This window comes from Cellulosimicrobium sp. CUA-896 (assembly GCF_001942335.1).
Taxonomy (GTDB): domain Bacteria; phylum Actinomycetota; class Actinomycetes; order Actinomycetales; family Cellulomonadaceae; genus Cellulosimicrobium.
Genome location: NZ_MKKH01000022.1, coordinates 69,135 through 84,029, shown reverse-complemented (window position 1 = coordinate 84,029; position 14,895 = coordinate 69,135). Strand labels below are relative to the sequence as shown.

The following is a 14,895-nucleotide window of genomic DNA, read 5'->3' as shown; positions in this document are numbered from 1 at the left end:
GTGACGTGCGCGGCGCGCGCGCCGCCTTCGCACGGCGCATCGACGCGCTGACGGGCTCGATGCGTGAGGTGACCCCGTGGTCGTCGGGGCCGAGGGGGCTGTCGGTCGCGGAGGTCGGGGGAGCGGGGTCCACGGACCGAGCCTAGACGCCTGCGGCCACCTCGTCGGCGTGCTCTGTGCCTGGTCGTCGGGCCCGCGCGCGGCCCTGGCCGTGGTCGCCCTCGAGGTCGCCGTGGTCGTGCGGCAGGCCGAGCGCGTGGGCGCGCTCGTGCGCCGCCTCCGCCGCCTCGCGGGCGGCGATGCGGGCGCGCACCTCCTCGCGGCGCAGGGGCGGGACGGTGGCCGGGGGCCGGCGACGCTCGGGCAGCTCGTCCAGCAGCCGCGCGACGACGGTCGCGACCTCCGCGACAGCGCGCTCGAACGGCTCCTCGGTCGCGTCGCTCGTGCGCTGGATGCCCGTCACCTTGCGGACGAACTGCCGCGCCGCCGCCTCCACCTCCTCCTCGGTCGCGGGAGGGACGAGGCCGCGCAGGGTCGTGATGTTCCGGCACATGGTCACGACGCTACGGGGATGTGGTGCAGGTCACAAGAGAGCCGCCACGGGGGCTGTCGGGACGTGCGGTGACGTGCCGCGACGACGAAGGCCGCCCCGGACGGTGTCCGGGGCGGCCTTCGTACTCGTGGGCGATACTGGGATCGAACCAGTGACCTCTTCCGTGTCAGGGAAGCGCGCTACCGCTGCGCCAATCGCCCGAGGGTGCTGCTGCGAGGTGGAGATGGGATTCGAACCCACGTATACGGCTTTGCAGGCCGCTGCCTCGCCTCTCGGCCACTCCACCGCGAGACTCGTCCTCCCGGACGCACCGGCGTCCGGAGAGTGGCCTCCGAGCGGATGACGGGACTCGAACCCGCGACCCTCACCTTGGCAAGGTGATGCTCTACCAACTGAGCCACATCCGCGCGGCCGGACCTTGCCCGGGGAACGACACGTCGGTGCCCGGGCCGGTGTTCCGGCGCGTCCCACATACTAGCCGACTTCCGCGACGATCCGTGCATCCCGCGACGGGCGTGGGCTCGCGGCGAGGTGCCGTGACGACGAAGGCCGCCCCGGACGGTGTCCGGGGCGGCCTTCGTGCTCGTGGGCGATACTGGGATCGAACCAGTGACCTCTTCCGTGTCAGGGAAGCGCGCTACCGCTGCGCCAATCGCCCGAGGGTGCTGCTGCGAGGTGGAGATGGGATTCGAACCCACGTATACGGCTTTGCAGGCCGCTGCCTCGCCTCTCGGCCACTCCACCGTGACTCGTCGCTCTCCGTCGCTCTCGCAAGAGCGGGTCGGGGAGTGGTCTCCGAGCGGATGACGGGACTCGAACCCGCGACCCTCACCTTGGCAAGGTGATGCTCTACCAACTGAGCCACATCCGCGCGGCCGGCATGTGCAGGGGGGAACGATCTCGTTGAGATGTTCCGCGACCTGGCGTTCCGGCGCGTCCCAGACACTAGTCGACCGGAGCGCTCGCCGTCCAACCGGCTCCCGGCGCGCTCCCGGCCGGCCGGCTGCCGCTCGGTACGGTGAGCCCGTGCCAGGACCAGGGAGGACGCCCCCGCGCGGCGGCGTGGCGCGTTTCGCGGGCCGGGCGGCGCGCGGGGCGCTCGAGTGCGTCGACGTGCTGCGCGCGCCCGAGCGGCTCCTGGAGGACGGGCCCTGGTTCGTCGTCGCGGACTTCGACGCCCCGGCGACCGGCGGTCGTGTCCGGGCGTGGCGGTTCGCGGAGCGGACGGACCCGGACGAGGTCGTGCGCGGCGGCCCGCACGACGGCCGTGGCGGCGGGTGGCAGGGCCCGGCGCCGTCGGCGTGGACGAGCTCGCTCGACCGGGCCGCGTACGAGTCGGCCGTCGCGCGCGTGCGCGCCGAGGTGCGCGAGGGGGAGGTCTACCAGGCCAACGTGTGCCGCGTGCTGAGCGCACCCCTCGCGCCCGGGGGCGGACGCGAGCCCGACGCCGAGGCGCTGGCCCGCCGCCTGGCCCACGCCAACCCCGCCCCTACGGGGGGGTGCTGCACGTGCCGGCGAGCAGCGGCGTCGACCCGGTGTGGGTCGTCAGCGCCTCGCCCGAGCTCTACCTCCGTCTCTGCGGCGGCGTGCTGACGTCGGGGCCGATCAAGGGCACCGCGCGGACGGCCGGCGGCCTCACCGCCAAGGACCGCGCCGAGAACGTGATGATCACCGACCTCGTCCGCAACGACCTGCAGCGCGTGTGCGACGCGGGAACGGTGGAGGTCACCGACCTGCTCGCCGTCGAGGAGCACCCGGGGCTGGTGCACCTCGTGAGTCGCGTCGCGGGGCGCGTGCGCGGCGACGTCCTCGCGGCACCGGACCGCTGGGCCCGGGTCCTCGGCGCGACGTTCCCGCCGGCGTCGGTGTCCGGAGCGCCCAAGTCGTCCGCCCTGCGGGTCATCGGCGAGCTCGAGCCCGTGGCGCGGGGCCCGTACTGCGGTGCCGTCGGCTGGGTCGACGGCGACGAGGCCGTCCTCGCCGTCGGGATCCGCACGTTCTGGTGGGCGGGAGGCGTCCTGCGGTTCGGCACCGGCGCCGGCATCACCTGGGGCAGCGACCCGGCGCGCGAGTGGGAGGAGACCGAGCTCAAGGCCCACCGCCTCGTCGGGCTCGCCTCCGGCACACTGGACGCATGACGCAGCCGCTGCGACCCCGGGCGCCCCCACCGCACCGCCCGAGAACCTCGTCGTCTGGGCGGACGGCCGCCTCGTCGGAGCCGGCGACCCCGCGCTGAGCGCGGTGGACCACGGGATCACGGTCGGTGACGGGGTCTTCGAGACCTGCGCCGTCTTCGGCGACGAGGCCTTCGCGCTCACGCGCCACCTGCGGCGCCTCGCGCGGTCCGCGGCAGGGCTCGGGCTGGACGCGCCGGACGAGGCGGTCGTGCGCGACGCCGTCGGGCACGTCCTCGCGGCGGCCCGGGACCGCGCGTCGGCCGGCGCAGGACCGGTGGGCCGCCTGCGCATCACCGTCACCGCGGGCGTCGGGCCCCTCGGCTCCGGACGCACGCCCGGCGCGCAGACGGTGGTGGTCGCGGCGGGGCCGGCGACGATCGTGGCGCGCGGACGAGCCGTGCGCTCGCCCTGGACGCGCAACGAGCGGTCGGCGGTCGCGGGGCTGAAGACGACGTCGTACGCGGAGAACGTCGTGGCGCTCGCCGACGCGGTCGCGAAGGGCGGCGACGAGGCGCTCCTCGCCAACACGGCGGGCGAGCTGTGCGAGGGCACGGGGGCGAACGTCTTCGTCGAGCGTGACGGCGAGCTGGTCACGCCGCCGCTGTCGTCGGGCTGCCTCGCGGGCATCACGCGCGAGCTGCTGCTCGAGTGGGCGGCCGACGACGGCCTGCCGGTGCGCGAGGCACGGCCGGGCGAGCTCGGGTTCGACGTGCTCGACGAGGTGAGCACCGGGCGTGCGGGGCTGCTGCTCACAGGGTCGGTGCGCAACGTCCAGCCGGTGACCTGGCTCGACGGCGTGGACGTGCAGGCCGGCACGGTCTCGCTCGCCGCGCGCGAGCTGTTCGAGCGGCGGCGCAAGGAGCGTCTCGACCCCTGACCCCGGCCCTCCGGCTCGCACGCCCGAGCCGGTTTTTCGATCCGGTCCGGTTCGCGCTAGTATCGTCCACGCACTCGGGCGATTGGCGCAGTGGTAGCGCGCTTCGTTCACACCGAAGAGGTCACTGGTTCGAACCCAGTATCGCCCACCGAGTCGTACCGGCCGAAGGCCCGTCCCCGCGAGCAGGGACGGGCCTTCGTCGTCGGCGCTGTCGTCGACCGCGCCCCGACGTGTTCCTCGCCACACCCGTGACCACGTCATCGCCGCCGCCCAGGCGCGTCCCCACTCATGGACGACCGTCCAGGAGTGAAGGAGTACGTGTGCCCCCCATCGACCGCCCCTCGCCGGGGAGCGCGCGCCCGGCCGTCCGACGCGCGCTCGCCGGCGCGGTCTCGGTGCTGCTCGCCCTCCTGGGCGTCACCGTCGTCCCCACGGCGGCGCACGCCGCCGAGCACGACGCGATCACCGGTCTCGAGATCACCCAGCCCACCGGCGGGATCCGGCACTGGGACGAGATCCGGTTCGACGCGACGTGGGCCGTGCCCGACGACGCGCTCCCGGGGGACACGTTCCGCCTGACGTTTCCCACCTCACCTCGCATCGCGGGATTCGCGCACGTGTTCGACCTCACCGACCTCTCGGGCGCCGTGGTCGGCACCTGCACCGTCGACGAGACGGGGATCGTCTGCACGCTCGGCGAGTTCGCGGCCACCCACACCGGCATCCGGGGGACGTTGTTCTTCTGGGCCCAGGCGACCGAGACGAGCAAGGCGGAGGAGCTCGTGTTCACCACGGGCAGCGGCGCCGAGGTCCGCGTCGAGCTGCCCGGACCGATCACCAAGGGCGAGGGCTGGGGGCCTCCGGCCTCCCCGGTGAAGAACGCCTGGTACGACATGACGGACGGTACCGTCCGGTGGCAGGTGAACATCCCCGGTCAGTACCTGACCGGCCCGGGCGGGAACCCCGTGGTGGTCACCGACACGTTCGACCCGCGGCTGAGCCTCGTCGCGGGCAGCATGGTCGTCGTCGCCGTGCCCGTCGACCGGTGGTACAACGGGGCCTTCTGGGGCCTGGGGTTCGAGCTGGACCCGTCGCAGTACGTGGTCGAGGCCGGTCCCGGGGCGAACCAGTTCCGGTTCAGCGTCCCCGGCGCCCACGGCTCCGACCACGTCTACGTGCTCGTCTACGCGACCGCCGTGCCGGACGACGCCCACGACGCGACCGGTACGAGAACACGGTCACCGGGCTGAGCACCGGCGACGTGGTGGCGTCGCTCGAGTACGCCGGCGGGGGCGGGACGGGCCAGGGCGACCCCCTGCGCTCGATCCGGCTCACGAAGCAGCTCGCCGGCGAGGCCGCCGAGGCCGTCACCGGCACGTTCACGTTCCGGCTCGACTGCGCCGACACGGCCGGGACGGCGGTCGACGGCTTCCCCCGTACGGCCGTCGTCGGCGCCGGGGGGACGACGACGTTCACGGGCGTGCCGGTCGGGTCGGTGTGCGAGCTCACCGAGACCGACGACGGCGGCGCGGACCGGGTGGCGTTCGCCCCCGCCGGTCCGATCGCCGTGACGGCGGGGTCGCCGGCGACGATCGACGTCGTCGCGACGAACACGTTCGACGCCGTCGACGTGGTGGCGCCGGGCGACGGCAGCACCGGCGCCGACCTCGATGCCGGCACGCCCCCGCGTGCCGAACCGCCGGACGAGGCCGTCCGCGTGGTGGCGCCCGGTGACGTGTCGAGCACGGCCGGCCCCCCACCGGTCGGGACGCCGGGCGCCGGGCTGGCGGCCACGGGCGCACGGTGCACGCGGCATCGGCGATCGCCGTCGCGCTCCTGGTGACCGGGGTGCTGGCCGTCCTGGTCCGACGCCGCTCCGGCGCCTGACCCGCGGCCGGTCCCTGCCCGGCCTGGCGAGGAGGTGTTCACGGCGGCGCGGCGGTGGCACCCTGGAAGCATCCGGCGCCCCGGCGGGACGCGCCGAACGGTCGCCGGCGGTCACGAAGGAGTGAGGCAGCGATGGTCACCATCCGACGCGGGTTCTCGAGCTTCTCGGCGGACGACCTGGACGCGGCGCGCGCGTTCTACGCGGACACGCTCGGGCTGAAGGTCACGGCGCTCGACGACGGGAACGGGCTGGTCCTGCATCTCGACGGCGGCGCGACGTCTTCGTCTATCCCAAGGAGAACCACCAGCCGGCGACCTTCACGGTCATGCACCTGACGGTGGACGACGTGGACCAGGTGGTCGACGAGCTCACCGCCCAGGGCGTGACGTTCGAGCGGTACGAGGGCTTCGAGCAGGACGAGAAGGGCATCGTCCGGGGGTTCATGGAGGGCGGGGACGGTGCCTGGTTCACCGACCCGGCGGGCAACATCATCGGCCTCGCGGACGGCCCGGCCATGGCACGGCTCGTCCAGGCCTAGATCAGGAGTGGCGCGGGGACACGCTCGGCGGCCCGCGCGCCGGGGTCGTCCTGCGGTCGGCCCGGGTCAGGAGGTCGCGCATGGCCGGTCGTCGTTCCGGGTTCGAGCGCGGGTACCGCGTCGCCTACCGGCTCGGGTTCGTGCCGTGGGAGGGCTACCGGGAGGCCGCAGCCGCCCAGGTGGACGCGCTGCTCGACCGTGAGGAGGCGGAGCGCGCCGCCCGTCCGCTCGGCCGGGCGCTGGACCTCGGCTGCGGCCGGGGCCAGTACACGCCCGAGCTCGCGCGACGAGGATGGGAGGCCGTCGGCGTCGACGTCGTGCCCGCGTCCGTCGCGGCGGCACGTCGTCGTGGCGGGGACGGCGCGCACTACGTCGTCGCCGACGTGACCGCCCTCGAGGACGCCGGGCTCGGCACGTTCGACCTCTTCCTCGACGTCGGCTGCTTCCAGGGGCTCGGCGCGGGTCAGAGAAGCGCGGAGGGCCGAGGCGTGACGGCGTCGGCCCGGCCCGGCGCGACCGTGCTCCTGCTCGCCTTCGGGCCCACGTGGTACCGGCGGCTCGTCGGGGGCGTCTCGCCGGGCGAGGTCGAGTCCGCCTTCCCCGGCTGGGACGTGACGTCGACGGAGGACGCCGACACGACCGGTCTCGGATGGCCGATGAACCGCACCGCGCCCCGGTGGTACCGCCTCCAGCGGGCAGCACCGTGAGGCGGGGCGCCGCGCCGGCCCGCGCCACCGGCCACCGCACCGGGCGTGCAGGGCGCGGGCGGTGCTCCTAGGGTCGGCGGCATGACCCGACCCGTGGCGCACGACACGCGAGCGAGTGCCGGATGACCCACCTCGAGCGGGAGCGCACGCTCAGCGCGCCCGCCGGCTGGAGCATGCCCGCGATCGACGTGACGGGAGCGCGCGGCGAGACGGGCGACCCGCTGCACCTCGACGCGCTCTACTACGACACCGCCGACCTGCGCCTGCTCGCGCGCGGCGTGACGCTGCGCCGCCGGACCGGAGGCGAGGACGCCGGATGGCACCTCAAGCTCCCCGCACCGGGCGACGCGCGCGAGGAGCTGCGGCGTCCGCTCGACGCGGACGCCGAGCCCCTGCCGCCGGTCCTCGGCGACCCGGGCGACGCTCCCGCGCCGCCCGCCGAGCTCGCCGGGCTCGTGCTCGGCCTCACCCGCGCCGCGCCGCTCGTCCCCGTCGGCCGGGTCCGCACCGAGCGCACGACGACGCTGCTGCGCGCGACCGACGACGACGCCCCGCTCGTCGAGGTCGCCGAGGACCGCGTGACCGCCGAGCGCATCCCGCCGCCGGGGGCGCGCGAGAGGCCCACGAACGCCGATCCCCACGCCGGAGGCGGGACCGACGCCTGGCGCGAGATCGAGGTCGAGCTCGCGCCCGCCGGTCTCGAGCAGGACGACCCCGAGGCCCTGCTCGCCGCGGTCGTCGACGCGCTCGTCACGGCGGGCGCCTCGGCCGAGCCGAGCCGTCCCAAGCTCGCCCGGGCCCTCGGCGTCGACTCGACGCCGGGCCCGTCGGCCGCCGCGGGCGACGCCGCGCCCGACCGTGCCGGCGCCACCACGGCGGGGGACGTCGTGACCGCGTACCTGGCCGAGCAGGTCGATGCCCTGGTCCGCTGGGACCCCGAGGTGCGCCGCGACACCCCCGACGCCGTGCACAAGGCCCGCGTCGCCGCCCGGCGGCTGCGCAGCGCCCTCGCGACCTTCCGCCCGCTGCTGGACCGCGAGCAGACCGACCCGGCGCGCGACGAGCTGCGCTGGTGGGGCCAGGTGCTCGGGGAGGCGCGCGACGCCGAGGTGGCGCGCGACCGCGTGCACGCCGTCCTCGACCGGCTCCCCGACGAGCTCGTCGTCGGGCCGGTGCGGGCGCGCGTCGTCGACGAGCTCGACGCGCGCTACCGGGAGGCGCACCGCACCGCCGTCGAGCAGATGTCCGGCCGCCGCTACCTCGACCTGCTCGAGTCCCTCGCGGCGCTCGCGGCCGCCCCGCCCCTGACCGGCCGGGCGGGCGACCCCGCGACCGATGTGCTGCCGGCGCTGGCGCGCAAGACCTGGAAGCGCACGCGGCGACGGGCCCGCGCGGCCGCCGGGGCGGAGGGGGCTCGGCGCGACGACCTGCTGCACGACGTCCGCAAGGCGGCCAAGCGCGCGCGCTACGCGGGGGAGTCGATGGCGGGGGCGGTCGGCAAGGACGCCGCGCGGTTCGCCCGTCGCCTCGAGGACGTGCAGGACGCGCTCGGGGACCACCACGACGCCGTCGCGCTGGCCCACGCGCTGCGCGGGCTGGGCATGCAGGCGAACCTCTCCGGCGAGAACGGGTTCAGCTACGGGCTCCTCGTCGGGATCGAGCGCGAGCGCGCGGACGAGGCGCTCGCGGAGTACGACGACGCGTGGTCGCGAGCGCGGCGCCGGCGCCACCGGCGCTGGACGCGCACCTAGCGCGACCCGCTGCGCGTCCGCCGGCCGGGAGCAGCGTGCCCGGTTCGTCCTGAGGGAGCGGGTCGGTACGATCGAGGGGCGCCGTCGACGACGGTGCCCCTCCGAGCGCCCGCGGCACCGTCCGCAGGCCCGGGGACCGCTCATCCGAGGACGCCACGACGGCGCCCTCCCACCCGCAAGGAGCAGCACGTGTCGGACGTCGTCCAGCCGCCAGTCACCACCGTCCCCGAGGCCGGGACCGTCACGGTGGAGACGGCCACGACGGGCACGGAGCTCTTCGCCGGTCGTCGCGAGGTCGTCGTCGTGCGGGTCAACGGGGTGCTCAAGGACCTCGACACCGCGCTCGCCCCGGGCGACGAGGTCGAGCCGGTGAGCATCGACTCGCCCGACGGCCTCGCCGTGCTGCGCCACTCGGCCGCGCACGTGCTCGCGCAGGCGGTCCAGCAGGTGAACCCGGACGCGAAGCTCGGCATCGGCCCGCCGATCACCGACGGCTTCTACTACGACTCGACGTCGAGACGCCGTTCACCCCCGAAGACCTCAAGGCGCTCGACAAGGCGATGTCGCGCATCGTCAAGGAGGGCCAGACCTTCCGCCGCCGCGTGGTCACCGAGGACGAGGCCCGCGCCGAGCTCGCCGGCGAGCCGTACAAGCTGGAGCTCATCGGCCTCAAGGGGTCGTCCGAGACGGCGGCCGAGGGAGCGAGCGTCGAGGTCGGCGCCGGCGAGCTGACGATCTACGACAACGTGCGCGGCGCCGGGCGCGAGACCGAGACCGTGGTGTGGAAGGACCTGTGCCGCGGCCCGCACCTGCCCACCACGCGCCATATCGGCAACGGCTTCCAGCTCATGCGTTCCGCCGCGGCCTACTGGCGCGGCAGCGAGAAGAACCCGCAGCTGCAGCGCGTCTACGGCACGGCGTGGCCCACCAAGGACGAGCTCAAGGCGTACCTCGAGCGGCTCGCCGAGGCCGAGCGCCGCGACCACCGCCGGCTCGGCAGCGAGCTCGACCTGTTCTCGTTCCCCGACGAGATCGGCTCCGGGCTCGCGGTGTTCCACCCCAAGGGCGGCATCATCCGCTCCGAGATGGAGGAGTACTCGCGCAAGCGCCACGTCGAGGCGGGGTACTCGTTCGTCAACAGCCCGCACATCACCAAGGCGAAGCTGTTCCAGGTGTCGGGCCACCTCGACTGGTACGCGGACGGCATGTACCCGCCCATGCACCTCGACGAGGAGCTCGACGACGACGGCACCGTGCGCCGCGCCGGGCAGGACTACTACCTCAAGCCCATGAACTGCCCGATGCACAACCTCATCTTCGACGCGCGCGGGCGCTCCTACCGGGAGCTGCCGCTGCGCCTGTTCGAGTTCGGGACGGTGTACCGGTACGAGAAGTCCGGCGTCGTGCACGGCCTGACCCGCGCGCGCGGCTTCACGCAGGACGACGCGCACATCTACTGCACGCGCGAGCAGATGCGCGACGAGCTCACGTCGCTGCTCACGTTCGTGCTCGACCTGCTCAAGGACTACGGCCTCGACGACTTCTACCTCGAGCTGTCCACGCGCGACCCGGAGAAGTCCGTCGGCGACGACGCGACCTGGGAGGAGGCGACCCGCACGCTCGAGGAGGTCGCCACGGCGTCCGGCCTCGAGCTCGTCCCGGACCCGGGCGGCGCGGCGTTCTACGGCCCCAAGATCTCGGTGCAGGCCAAGGACGCCATCGGCCGCACGTGGCAGATGTCGACCATCCAGCTCGACTTCAACCTGCCCGAGAAGTTCGACCTGCAGTACACGGCCGCCGACGGCTCGCGCCAGCGCCCGGTGATGATCCACCGCGCGCTGTTCGGGTCGATCGAGCGCTTCTTCGCGGTGCTGCTCGAGCACTACGCGGGCGCTTTCCCGGCCTGGCTCGCCCCGGTCCAGGTCGTCGCGGTGCCCGTCGCCGAGCCGTTCAACGACTACCTGGCCGACGTCGTCGCGCAGCTGCGCGCCCAGGGCATCCGCGCCGAGGTCGACTACTCCGACGACCGCTTCGGCAAAAAGATCCGCAACGCCAGCACGCAGAAGGTGCCGTTCGTCCTCATCGCGGGCGGCGAGGACGCCGAGGCCGGCGCCGTGTCGTTCCGCTACCGCGACGGGCGCCAGGACAACGGCGTGCCCGTCGCCGAGGCGATCGACCGCATCGTCACGGCGGTCCGCGACCGCGTGCAGGTCTGACGACGCGGTGAGCGACGAGCGCACGGACGCCGTGCCCGGTCCCGTCGTCGAGCCCCGGGGCGAGCGCCCCGGGGACGACGACGGCCTCGACCGGCTGTGGACGCCGCACCGGATGGTGTACATCGGCGGGCAGGACAAGCCCGCCGACGACTCCGCGGGCCAGTGCCCGTTCTGCCGGATCCCGGGGCTGCCCGACGCGGACGGGCTCGTCGTCGCGCGCGGCGTCACGGCGTACGTCGTGCTCAACCTGTACCCGTACAACCCCGGGCACCTCATGGTCGTCCCGTACCGCCACGTCTCGGACTACACCGACCTCACCGAGACCGAGACCGTCGAGGTGGCGCACCTGACGCAGACCGCGATGCGCGTCGTGCGCGCCGTCTCGGCGCCCGACGGTTTCAACCTCGGCATGAACCAGGGGGCGGTCGCCGGAGCCGGCATCGCCGCGCACCTGCACCAGCACGTCGTCCCGCGCTGGGCCGGCGACGCGAACTTCCTGCCGATCGTCGCGCAGACCAAGGCCGTGCCCGAGCTGCTCGCCGACACGCGCGCGAAGCTCGCCGCCGCCTGGCCCGGCGCGGGGGAGGGCGACGTCTGATGTTCGGCAAGCTGCGCGCGATCACCACGCGCCTGTTCACCCCGCTCGCCGTCGTGCTGCTGCGCCTCGGCGTCAGCCCCGACGCCGTCACCCTCGCCGGGACGGTCGGCGTGGTCGCGGGCGCGTTGTGGCTCTTCCCGACCGGGCACCTCTTCGCCGGGACGATGGTCGTCATGGTGTTCGCGTTCTCGGACGTGCTCGACGGTGTCATGGCCCGCCGGGCCGGTCGGTCCGGTCCGTGGGGCGCGTTCCTCGACTCGACGCTCGACCGGCTCGCGGACGCCGCCCTGTTCATCGGGCTCACGCTGTGGTTCGTGCGGGCCGACGACGCGCGGCTCACCCCCGACCTGGCGGCCTGGGGCACGGGCGTGGGCCTCGCGTGCCTCGCCCTCGGCGCCGTCGTGCCCTACGCCCGCGCCCGGGCCGAGAGCGTCGGCATGACGGCGCAGGTCGGCATCGCCGAGCGCGCGACCGGCTCGTCGCGGCGCTCGTCGCCGCCGGTCTCGTCGGGCTCGGCCTCCCGCCGGTCGTGCTCGTCGTCGTCCTCGGGCTGCTGGCCGTGGCGAGCGCCGTGACCGTCGTGCAGCGCGTGACGGCCGTGCGCCGGCAGGCGCTCGCGCTCGGCGCCGGACCCGCCGACCACCCCCGACCGACCGGAGGGACCCGCTGACGATGGCGATCGACACCGGCAGGGCGTTCACGTTCGCCTGGCGCCACGCCCACCAGGTCCCCGAGCCGCTGCTGCGCGGGGTGTTCACCGCCGTCGCCGACGTCGCGTGGCTCCTGCGCGGCGGCGGCGTGCGCCAGCTCGAGAAGAACCTCGCCCGCGTGCGCCCGGGGCTGACGCCGCGCGCCCTGCGCCGGCTGTCGCGCGCCGGCATGCGCTCGTACATGCGCTACTACCGCGAGGCGTTCACCCTGCCGGCGTGGACGCCCGAGCAGGTGCGCGCCCGCGTGCGGCTCGTCGGCTACGACAACCTCACCGCCCACCTCGACGGCGACCGCAGCCCGGTGCTGGCCCTGTCGCACCAGGGCAACTGGGACCTCGCCGGCGCGTACGCGACACCGAACATCGCGCCGGTGCTCACCGTCGCCGAGCGGCTCGAGCCCGAGGAGCTGTTCCAGGAGTTCCTGTCCTTCCGCACGTCCATCGGCATCGAGATCCTCGCGCTCGGGGACGGCGACGTCTTCCGCGACCTCGTGCGCGGCGCGCGCCGGCCCGGGCGGATCATCCCGCTGCTCGCCGACCGCGACCTGACGGCCCGCGGGGTCGAGGTCGAGATGTTCGGGCGACGTGCCCGGGTCGCCGCCGGGCCGGCGGCGCTCGCGGTGAGCACCGGGACACCGCTGATCCCCGCGGGCATCTACTACGAGCGCCTGCGTGGCGCCCGGCGCCGCGCGGCCGGCACGCCCTGGGGCCTCGTGATCCGGTTCTTCCCGCGCGTGCAGCCGCCCGCCGACGTGCCGCGGTCCGAGCAGGTCGCCGCGATGACGCAGGGCTGGGTCGACGCGCTGAGCGTCGCGATCCGCGAGCACGCCGAGGACTGGCACATGCTCCAGAAGGTGTTCGTCGAGGACCTCGACCCGGAGCGGTACGCCCGCACCCGCGCCGCCGCCGGCGAGATCCCGGCCGGTGTCCCCGGCCCGCAGGAGGACGACCCGGGAGGCGCCGCATGAGCCTGCGCGTCGGGATCGTCTGCCCGTACTCGTTCGACGCGCCCGGCGGCGTGCAGTTCCACATCCGTGACCTCGCCGAGGCGCTCCTCGCCCAGGGGCACGACGTGTCCGTGCTCGCGCCCGCCGACGACGACACCCCGGTCCCGGACTACCTCACGCCCGCCGGGGGGGCCGTGCCCGTGCGCTACAACGGCTCCGTCGCGCGGCTCACCTTCGGACCCCGGACCGCGCACCGCGTGCGTCGATGGCTCGACGCGGGACGCTTCGACGTCCTGCACCTGCACGAGCCGGTCACCCCTTCGCTGTCGATGCTCGCCCTGTGGATCGCGCAGGGGCCGATCGTCGCCACGTTCCACTCCTCCCTCGTGCGCTCGCGCGCGCTGCAGGTCGCGTACCCGCTCGTGCGCCAGAGCCTGGAGAAGATCGACGCCCGCATCGCGGTGTCCGAGGACGCGCGCCGCACGCTCGTCGACCACCTCGGCGGCGACGCCGTCGTCATCCCCAACGGCGTCTACGTCGACACGTTCGCCGAGGCCGCCCCCGCGCCGCGGTGGCAGGGGACGCCCGACGCCCCGACGATCGCGTTCCTCGGACGCCTCGACGAGCCGCGCAAGGGTCTCCCCGTCCTCACCGACGCGATCCCGCGGGTCCTCGACCAGGTCCCCGGCGCGCGGTTCCTCGTCGCGGGACGCGGTGACGACGGGCGCGACCAGGCCGTCGCAGCGCTCGGGGAGCACGCGTCGTCGGTCGAGTTCCTGGGCGGCGTGAGCGACGAGGAGAAGGCCGCGCTGCTGTCCTCGGTCGACCTGTACGTCGCGCCCCAGACCGGCGGCGAAAGCTTCGGCATCGTCCTCGTCGAGGCGATGAGCGCCGGGGCGTGCGTCGTCGCGAGCGACCTCGGCGCGTTCCGCCGCGTGCTCGACGGCGGTGAGGCGGGCGCCTGTTCCCCGTCGGCGACGGGCCCGCGCTCGCCCGCACGATCCTCGACGTCCTCGCCGACCCGGCGCGCGCCGAGGCCTACCGGTCGCGCGCGCGCGAGTTCGTGCGGCGCTTCGACTGGTCGACGGTCACCGCCGAGGTGCTGGCCGTCTACGACATGGTGCTCGCCGCGTCGTCGGCCGTCATCCCCGTGCACGAGGACCCGCGGTCCGTGCGCGGAGGACGGCTGCTCGGACGGGGGCGTGCCGAGCGCGTGCCCGGGAGGGACGCATGACCTGGTCGGAGACCGTCGTCCTGGTCGTCGCCGTCGTGCTGCTCGTCGGCTGGTCGATGTGGGTCGCCGCGTCCCGTCTCGACCGCCTCCACCGCAAGGTCATGGCGTCGCGGCTGGCGCTCGACGCCCAGCTGGTGCGGCGCGCGTCGGCGGCCGTCGACCTCGCCGCCTCCGGTGAGCTCGACCCCGCCACGTCGGTGCTCCTCGCAGAGGCGGCGCACGCGGTGCTCGACGACGACGCGGACTCGCGCCGGCTCGTCGAGAGCGTCCCCGGGCTCGGCGAGGAGGGCGGTGCCCGTCCGCGGCGGCTGCTCGGCGGGATGGCGCCCTCGCGCGCGCTGGCCGAGTCGGACCTCTCGGCCACCCTCCGCTCGGCCTTCGAGAGCCCGGAGGACGTCGCGGACCTGCGGGCCGACCCGGCGGGCGACGAGCTGCTCGCGAACCTCGCGGCCGCCTGGTACCGGGCCCAGCTCGCGAGGCGGTTCCACAACGAGGCGGTCGCGCAGGCGCAGCGCGTGCGGCACAAGTGGTGGGTGCGGCTCACGCGGCTGGCCGGGCACGCGCCGATGCCCGTGACCGTGGACCTCGACGACACGTGGCCACCGGGCCTCGGGCGTCCCGTGGAGCTGGCCTCCGGGGCCTCCTGAGCGGCAGTACGATGGGCGCGAGCGGAGGGTCCGAGCCCGCCGCCCCGCGCGCC

15 protein-coding genes, 7 tRNA genes and 1 pseudogene are annotated in these 14,895 nt (G+C 74.9%); 16 read left to right on the top strand and 7 right to left on the bottom strand.

The window, feature by feature from the left end; genetic code table 11:
- Nucleotides 1-142: 142 nt before the first annotated feature.
- From BJF88_RS08710 to BJF88_RS08680, 7 genes are all read right to left on the bottom strand, one after another.
- Complete coding sequence (locus BJF88_RS08710) at nucleotides 143-553, bottom strand: DUF2277 domain-containing protein (protein ID WP_083648992.1); 411 nt, start codon at nucleotides 551-553, stop codon at nucleotides 143-145.
- Nucleotides 554-681: 128 nt separating this feature from the next.
- Nucleotides 682-753: transfer RNA gene (locus tag BJF88_RS08705), tRNA-Val, on the bottom strand.
- Between the two features lie 15 nt (nucleotides 754-768).
- A tRNA-Cys gene (locus BJF88_RS08700) sits at nucleotides 769-839 on the bottom strand.
- Between the two features lie 48 nt (nucleotides 840-887).
- A tRNA-Gly gene (locus BJF88_RS08695) sits at nucleotides 888-960 on the bottom strand.
- A gap of 179 nt (nucleotides 961-1,139) precedes the next feature.
- Nucleotides 1,140-1,211 (bottom strand) — tRNA-Val (locus tag BJF88_RS08690).
- A 15-nt stretch (nucleotides 1,212-1,226) separates the two neighbouring features.
- A tRNA-Cys gene (locus BJF88_RS08685) sits at nucleotides 1,227-1,297 on the bottom strand.
- A gap of 54 nt (nucleotides 1,298-1,351) precedes the next feature.
- A tRNA-Gly gene (locus BJF88_RS08680) sits at nucleotides 1,352-1,424 on the bottom strand.
- Between the two features lie 155 nt (nucleotides 1,425-1,579).
- Between BJF88_RS08680 and BJF88_RS23350 the strand changes: the two genes are divergently transcribed.
- The 16 genes and pseudogenes from BJF88_RS23350 to BJF88_RS08610 all read left to right on the top strand — a co-directional run bounded on the left by BJF88_RS23350 (nucleotide 1,580) and on the right by BJF88_RS08610 (nucleotide 14,842).
- Complete coding sequence (locus BJF88_RS23350) at nucleotides 1,580-2,146, top strand: hypothetical protein (protein WP_369824530.1); 567 nt, start codon at nucleotides 1,580-1,582, stop codon at nucleotides 2,144-2,146.
- Entirely contained in the window at nucleotides 2,062-2,691 is a 630-nt protein-coding gene (locus tag BJF88_RS23345; RefSeq protein ID WP_369824529.1) for a chorismate-binding protein, read from the top strand. Before BJF88_RS23350 ends, BJF88_RS23345 begins: the two co-directional genes overlap by 85 nt.
- A 94-nt stretch (nucleotides 2,692-2,785) precedes the next feature.
- Nucleotides 2,786-3,607 carry an aminotransferase class IV gene (locus BJF88_RS08670; RefSeq protein WP_075828563.1) on the top strand — a complete coding sequence of 274 codons (822 nt, stop codon included), beginning with the start codon at nucleotides 2,786-2,788 and terminating at the stop codon, nucleotides 3,605-3,607.
- Nucleotides 3,608-3,683: 76 nt separating this feature from the next.
- A tRNA-Val gene (locus tag BJF88_RS08665) sits at nucleotides 3,684-3,755 on the top strand.
- A gap of 172 nt (nucleotides 3,756-3,927) precedes the next feature.
- Nucleotides 3,928-4,857 (top strand): Ig-like domain-containing protein, encoded by a 930-nt coding sequence (locus BJF88_RS08660; RefSeq protein ID WP_075828512.1) that lies wholly within the window; start codon nucleotides 3,928-3,930, stop codon nucleotides 4,855-4,857.
- An 11-nt stretch (nucleotides 4,858-4,868) separates the two neighbouring features.
- Complete coding sequence (locus tag BJF88_RS08655) at nucleotides 4,869-5,450, top strand: DUF5979 domain-containing protein (protein ID WP_139315978.1); 582 nt, start codon at nucleotides 4,869-4,871, stop codon at nucleotides 5,448-5,450.
- A gap of 176 nt (nucleotides 5,451-5,626) precedes the next feature.
- Complete coding sequence (locus BJF88_RS23340; RefSeq protein WP_369824528.1) at nucleotides 5,627-5,830, top strand: hypothetical protein; 204 nt, start codon at nucleotides 5,627-5,629, stop codon at nucleotides 5,828-5,830.
- Complete coding sequence (locus BJF88_RS23335) at nucleotides 5,821-6,033, top strand: hypothetical protein (RefSeq protein WP_369824527.1); 213 nt, start codon at nucleotides 5,821-5,823, stop codon at nucleotides 6,031-6,033. Before BJF88_RS23340 ends, BJF88_RS23335 begins: the two co-directional genes overlap by 10 nt.
- Nucleotides 6,034-6,113: 80 nt before the next feature.
- Nucleotides 6,114-6,740 (top strand): class I SAM-dependent methyltransferase, encoded by a 627-nt coding sequence (locus BJF88_RS08645; RefSeq protein ID WP_075828510.1) that lies wholly within the window; start codon nucleotides 6,114-6,116, stop codon nucleotides 6,738-6,740.
- A gap of 122 nt (nucleotides 6,741-6,862) precedes the next feature.
- Nucleotides 6,863-8,491, top strand: a complete 1,629-nt coding sequence (locus tag BJF88_RS08640; protein WP_075828509.1) for a CYTH and CHAD domain-containing protein — start codon at nucleotides 6,863-6,865, stop codon at nucleotides 8,489-8,491.
- Nucleotides 8,492-8,737: 246 nt separating this feature from the next.
- Nucleotides 8,738-10,707: pseudogene (gene thrS / locus BJF88_RS08635) on the top strand (threonine--tRNA ligase).
- Between the two features lie 7 nt (nucleotides 10,708-10,714).
- The gene (locus BJF88_RS08630) at nucleotides 10,715-11,305 is read left to right on the top strand and encodes an HIT domain-containing protein (RefSeq protein ID WP_369824526.1); all 591 of its coding nucleotides are present in this window, start codon (nucleotides 10,715-10,717) and stop codon (nucleotides 11,303-11,305) included.
- Nucleotides 11,305-11,880 (top strand): phosphatidylinositol phosphate synthase, encoded by a 576-nt coding sequence (pgsA, locus tag BJF88_RS08625; RefSeq protein WP_369824525.1) that lies wholly within the window; start codon nucleotides 11,305-11,307, stop codon nucleotides 11,878-11,880. The genes BJF88_RS08630 and pgsA overlap by 1 nt, the downstream gene beginning before the upstream one ends.
- Nucleotides 11,881-11,977: 97 nt before the next feature.
- Nucleotides 11,978-12,982: a phosphatidylinositol mannoside acyltransferase gene (locus BJF88_RS08620; protein ID WP_075828508.1), complete on the top strand. Its 1,005-nt coding sequence runs from the start codon at nucleotides 11,978-11,980 to the stop codon at nucleotides 12,980-12,982.
- Complete coding sequence (locus tag BJF88_RS08615; protein WP_369824524.1) at nucleotides 12,979-14,373, top strand: glycosyltransferase; 1,395 nt, start codon at nucleotides 12,979-12,981, stop codon at nucleotides 14,371-14,373. The genes BJF88_RS08620 and BJF88_RS08615 overlap by 4 nt, the downstream gene beginning before the upstream one ends.
- Entirely contained in the window at nucleotides 14,297-14,842 is a 546-nt protein-coding gene (locus BJF88_RS08610; RefSeq protein ID WP_369824523.1) for a hypothetical protein, read from the top strand. Before BJF88_RS08615 ends, BJF88_RS08610 begins: the two co-directional genes overlap by 77 nt.
- Nucleotides 14,843-14,895: the final 53 nt, after the last annotated feature.

Excerpts from the sequence above, each read along its gene's own strand:
- BJF88_RS08710 (WP_083648992.1), bottom strand. The coding sequence starts at position 553 with ATGTGCCGGAACATCACGACCCTGCGCGGCCTCGTCCCTCCCGCGACC.
- BJF88_RS23340 (WP_369824528.1), top strand. The coding sequence starts at position 5,627 with ATGGTCACCATCCGACGCGGGTTCTCGAGCTTCTCGGCGGACGACCTG.
- BJF88_RS23335 (WP_369824527.1), top strand. The coding sequence starts at position 5,821 with ATGCACCTGACGGTGGACGACGTGGACCAGGTGGTCGACGAGCTCACC.
- BJF88_RS08645 (WP_075828510.1), top strand. The coding sequence starts at position 6,114 with ATGGCCGGTCGTCGTTCCGGGTTCGAGCGCGGGTACCGCGTCGCCTAC.
- BJF88_RS08640 (WP_075828509.1), top strand. The coding sequence starts at position 6,863 with ATGACCCACCTCGAGCGGGAGCGCACGCTCAGCGCGCCCGCCGGCTGG.
- pgsA (WP_369824525.1), top strand. The coding sequence starts at position 11,305 with ATGTTCGGCAAGCTGCGCGCGATCACCACGCGCCTGTTCACCCCGCTC.
- BJF88_RS08620 (WP_075828508.1), top strand. The coding sequence starts at position 11,978 with ATGGCGATCGACACCGGCAGGGCGTTCACGTTCGCCTGGCGCCACGCC.
- BJF88_RS08615 (WP_369824524.1), top strand. The coding sequence starts at position 12,979 with ATGAGCCTGCGCGTCGGGATCGTCTGCCCGTACTCGTTCGACGCGCCC.
- BJF88_RS08610 (WP_369824523.1), top strand. The coding sequence starts at position 14,297 with ATGGCGTCGCGGCTGGCGCTCGACGCCCAGCTGGTGCGGCGCGCGTCG.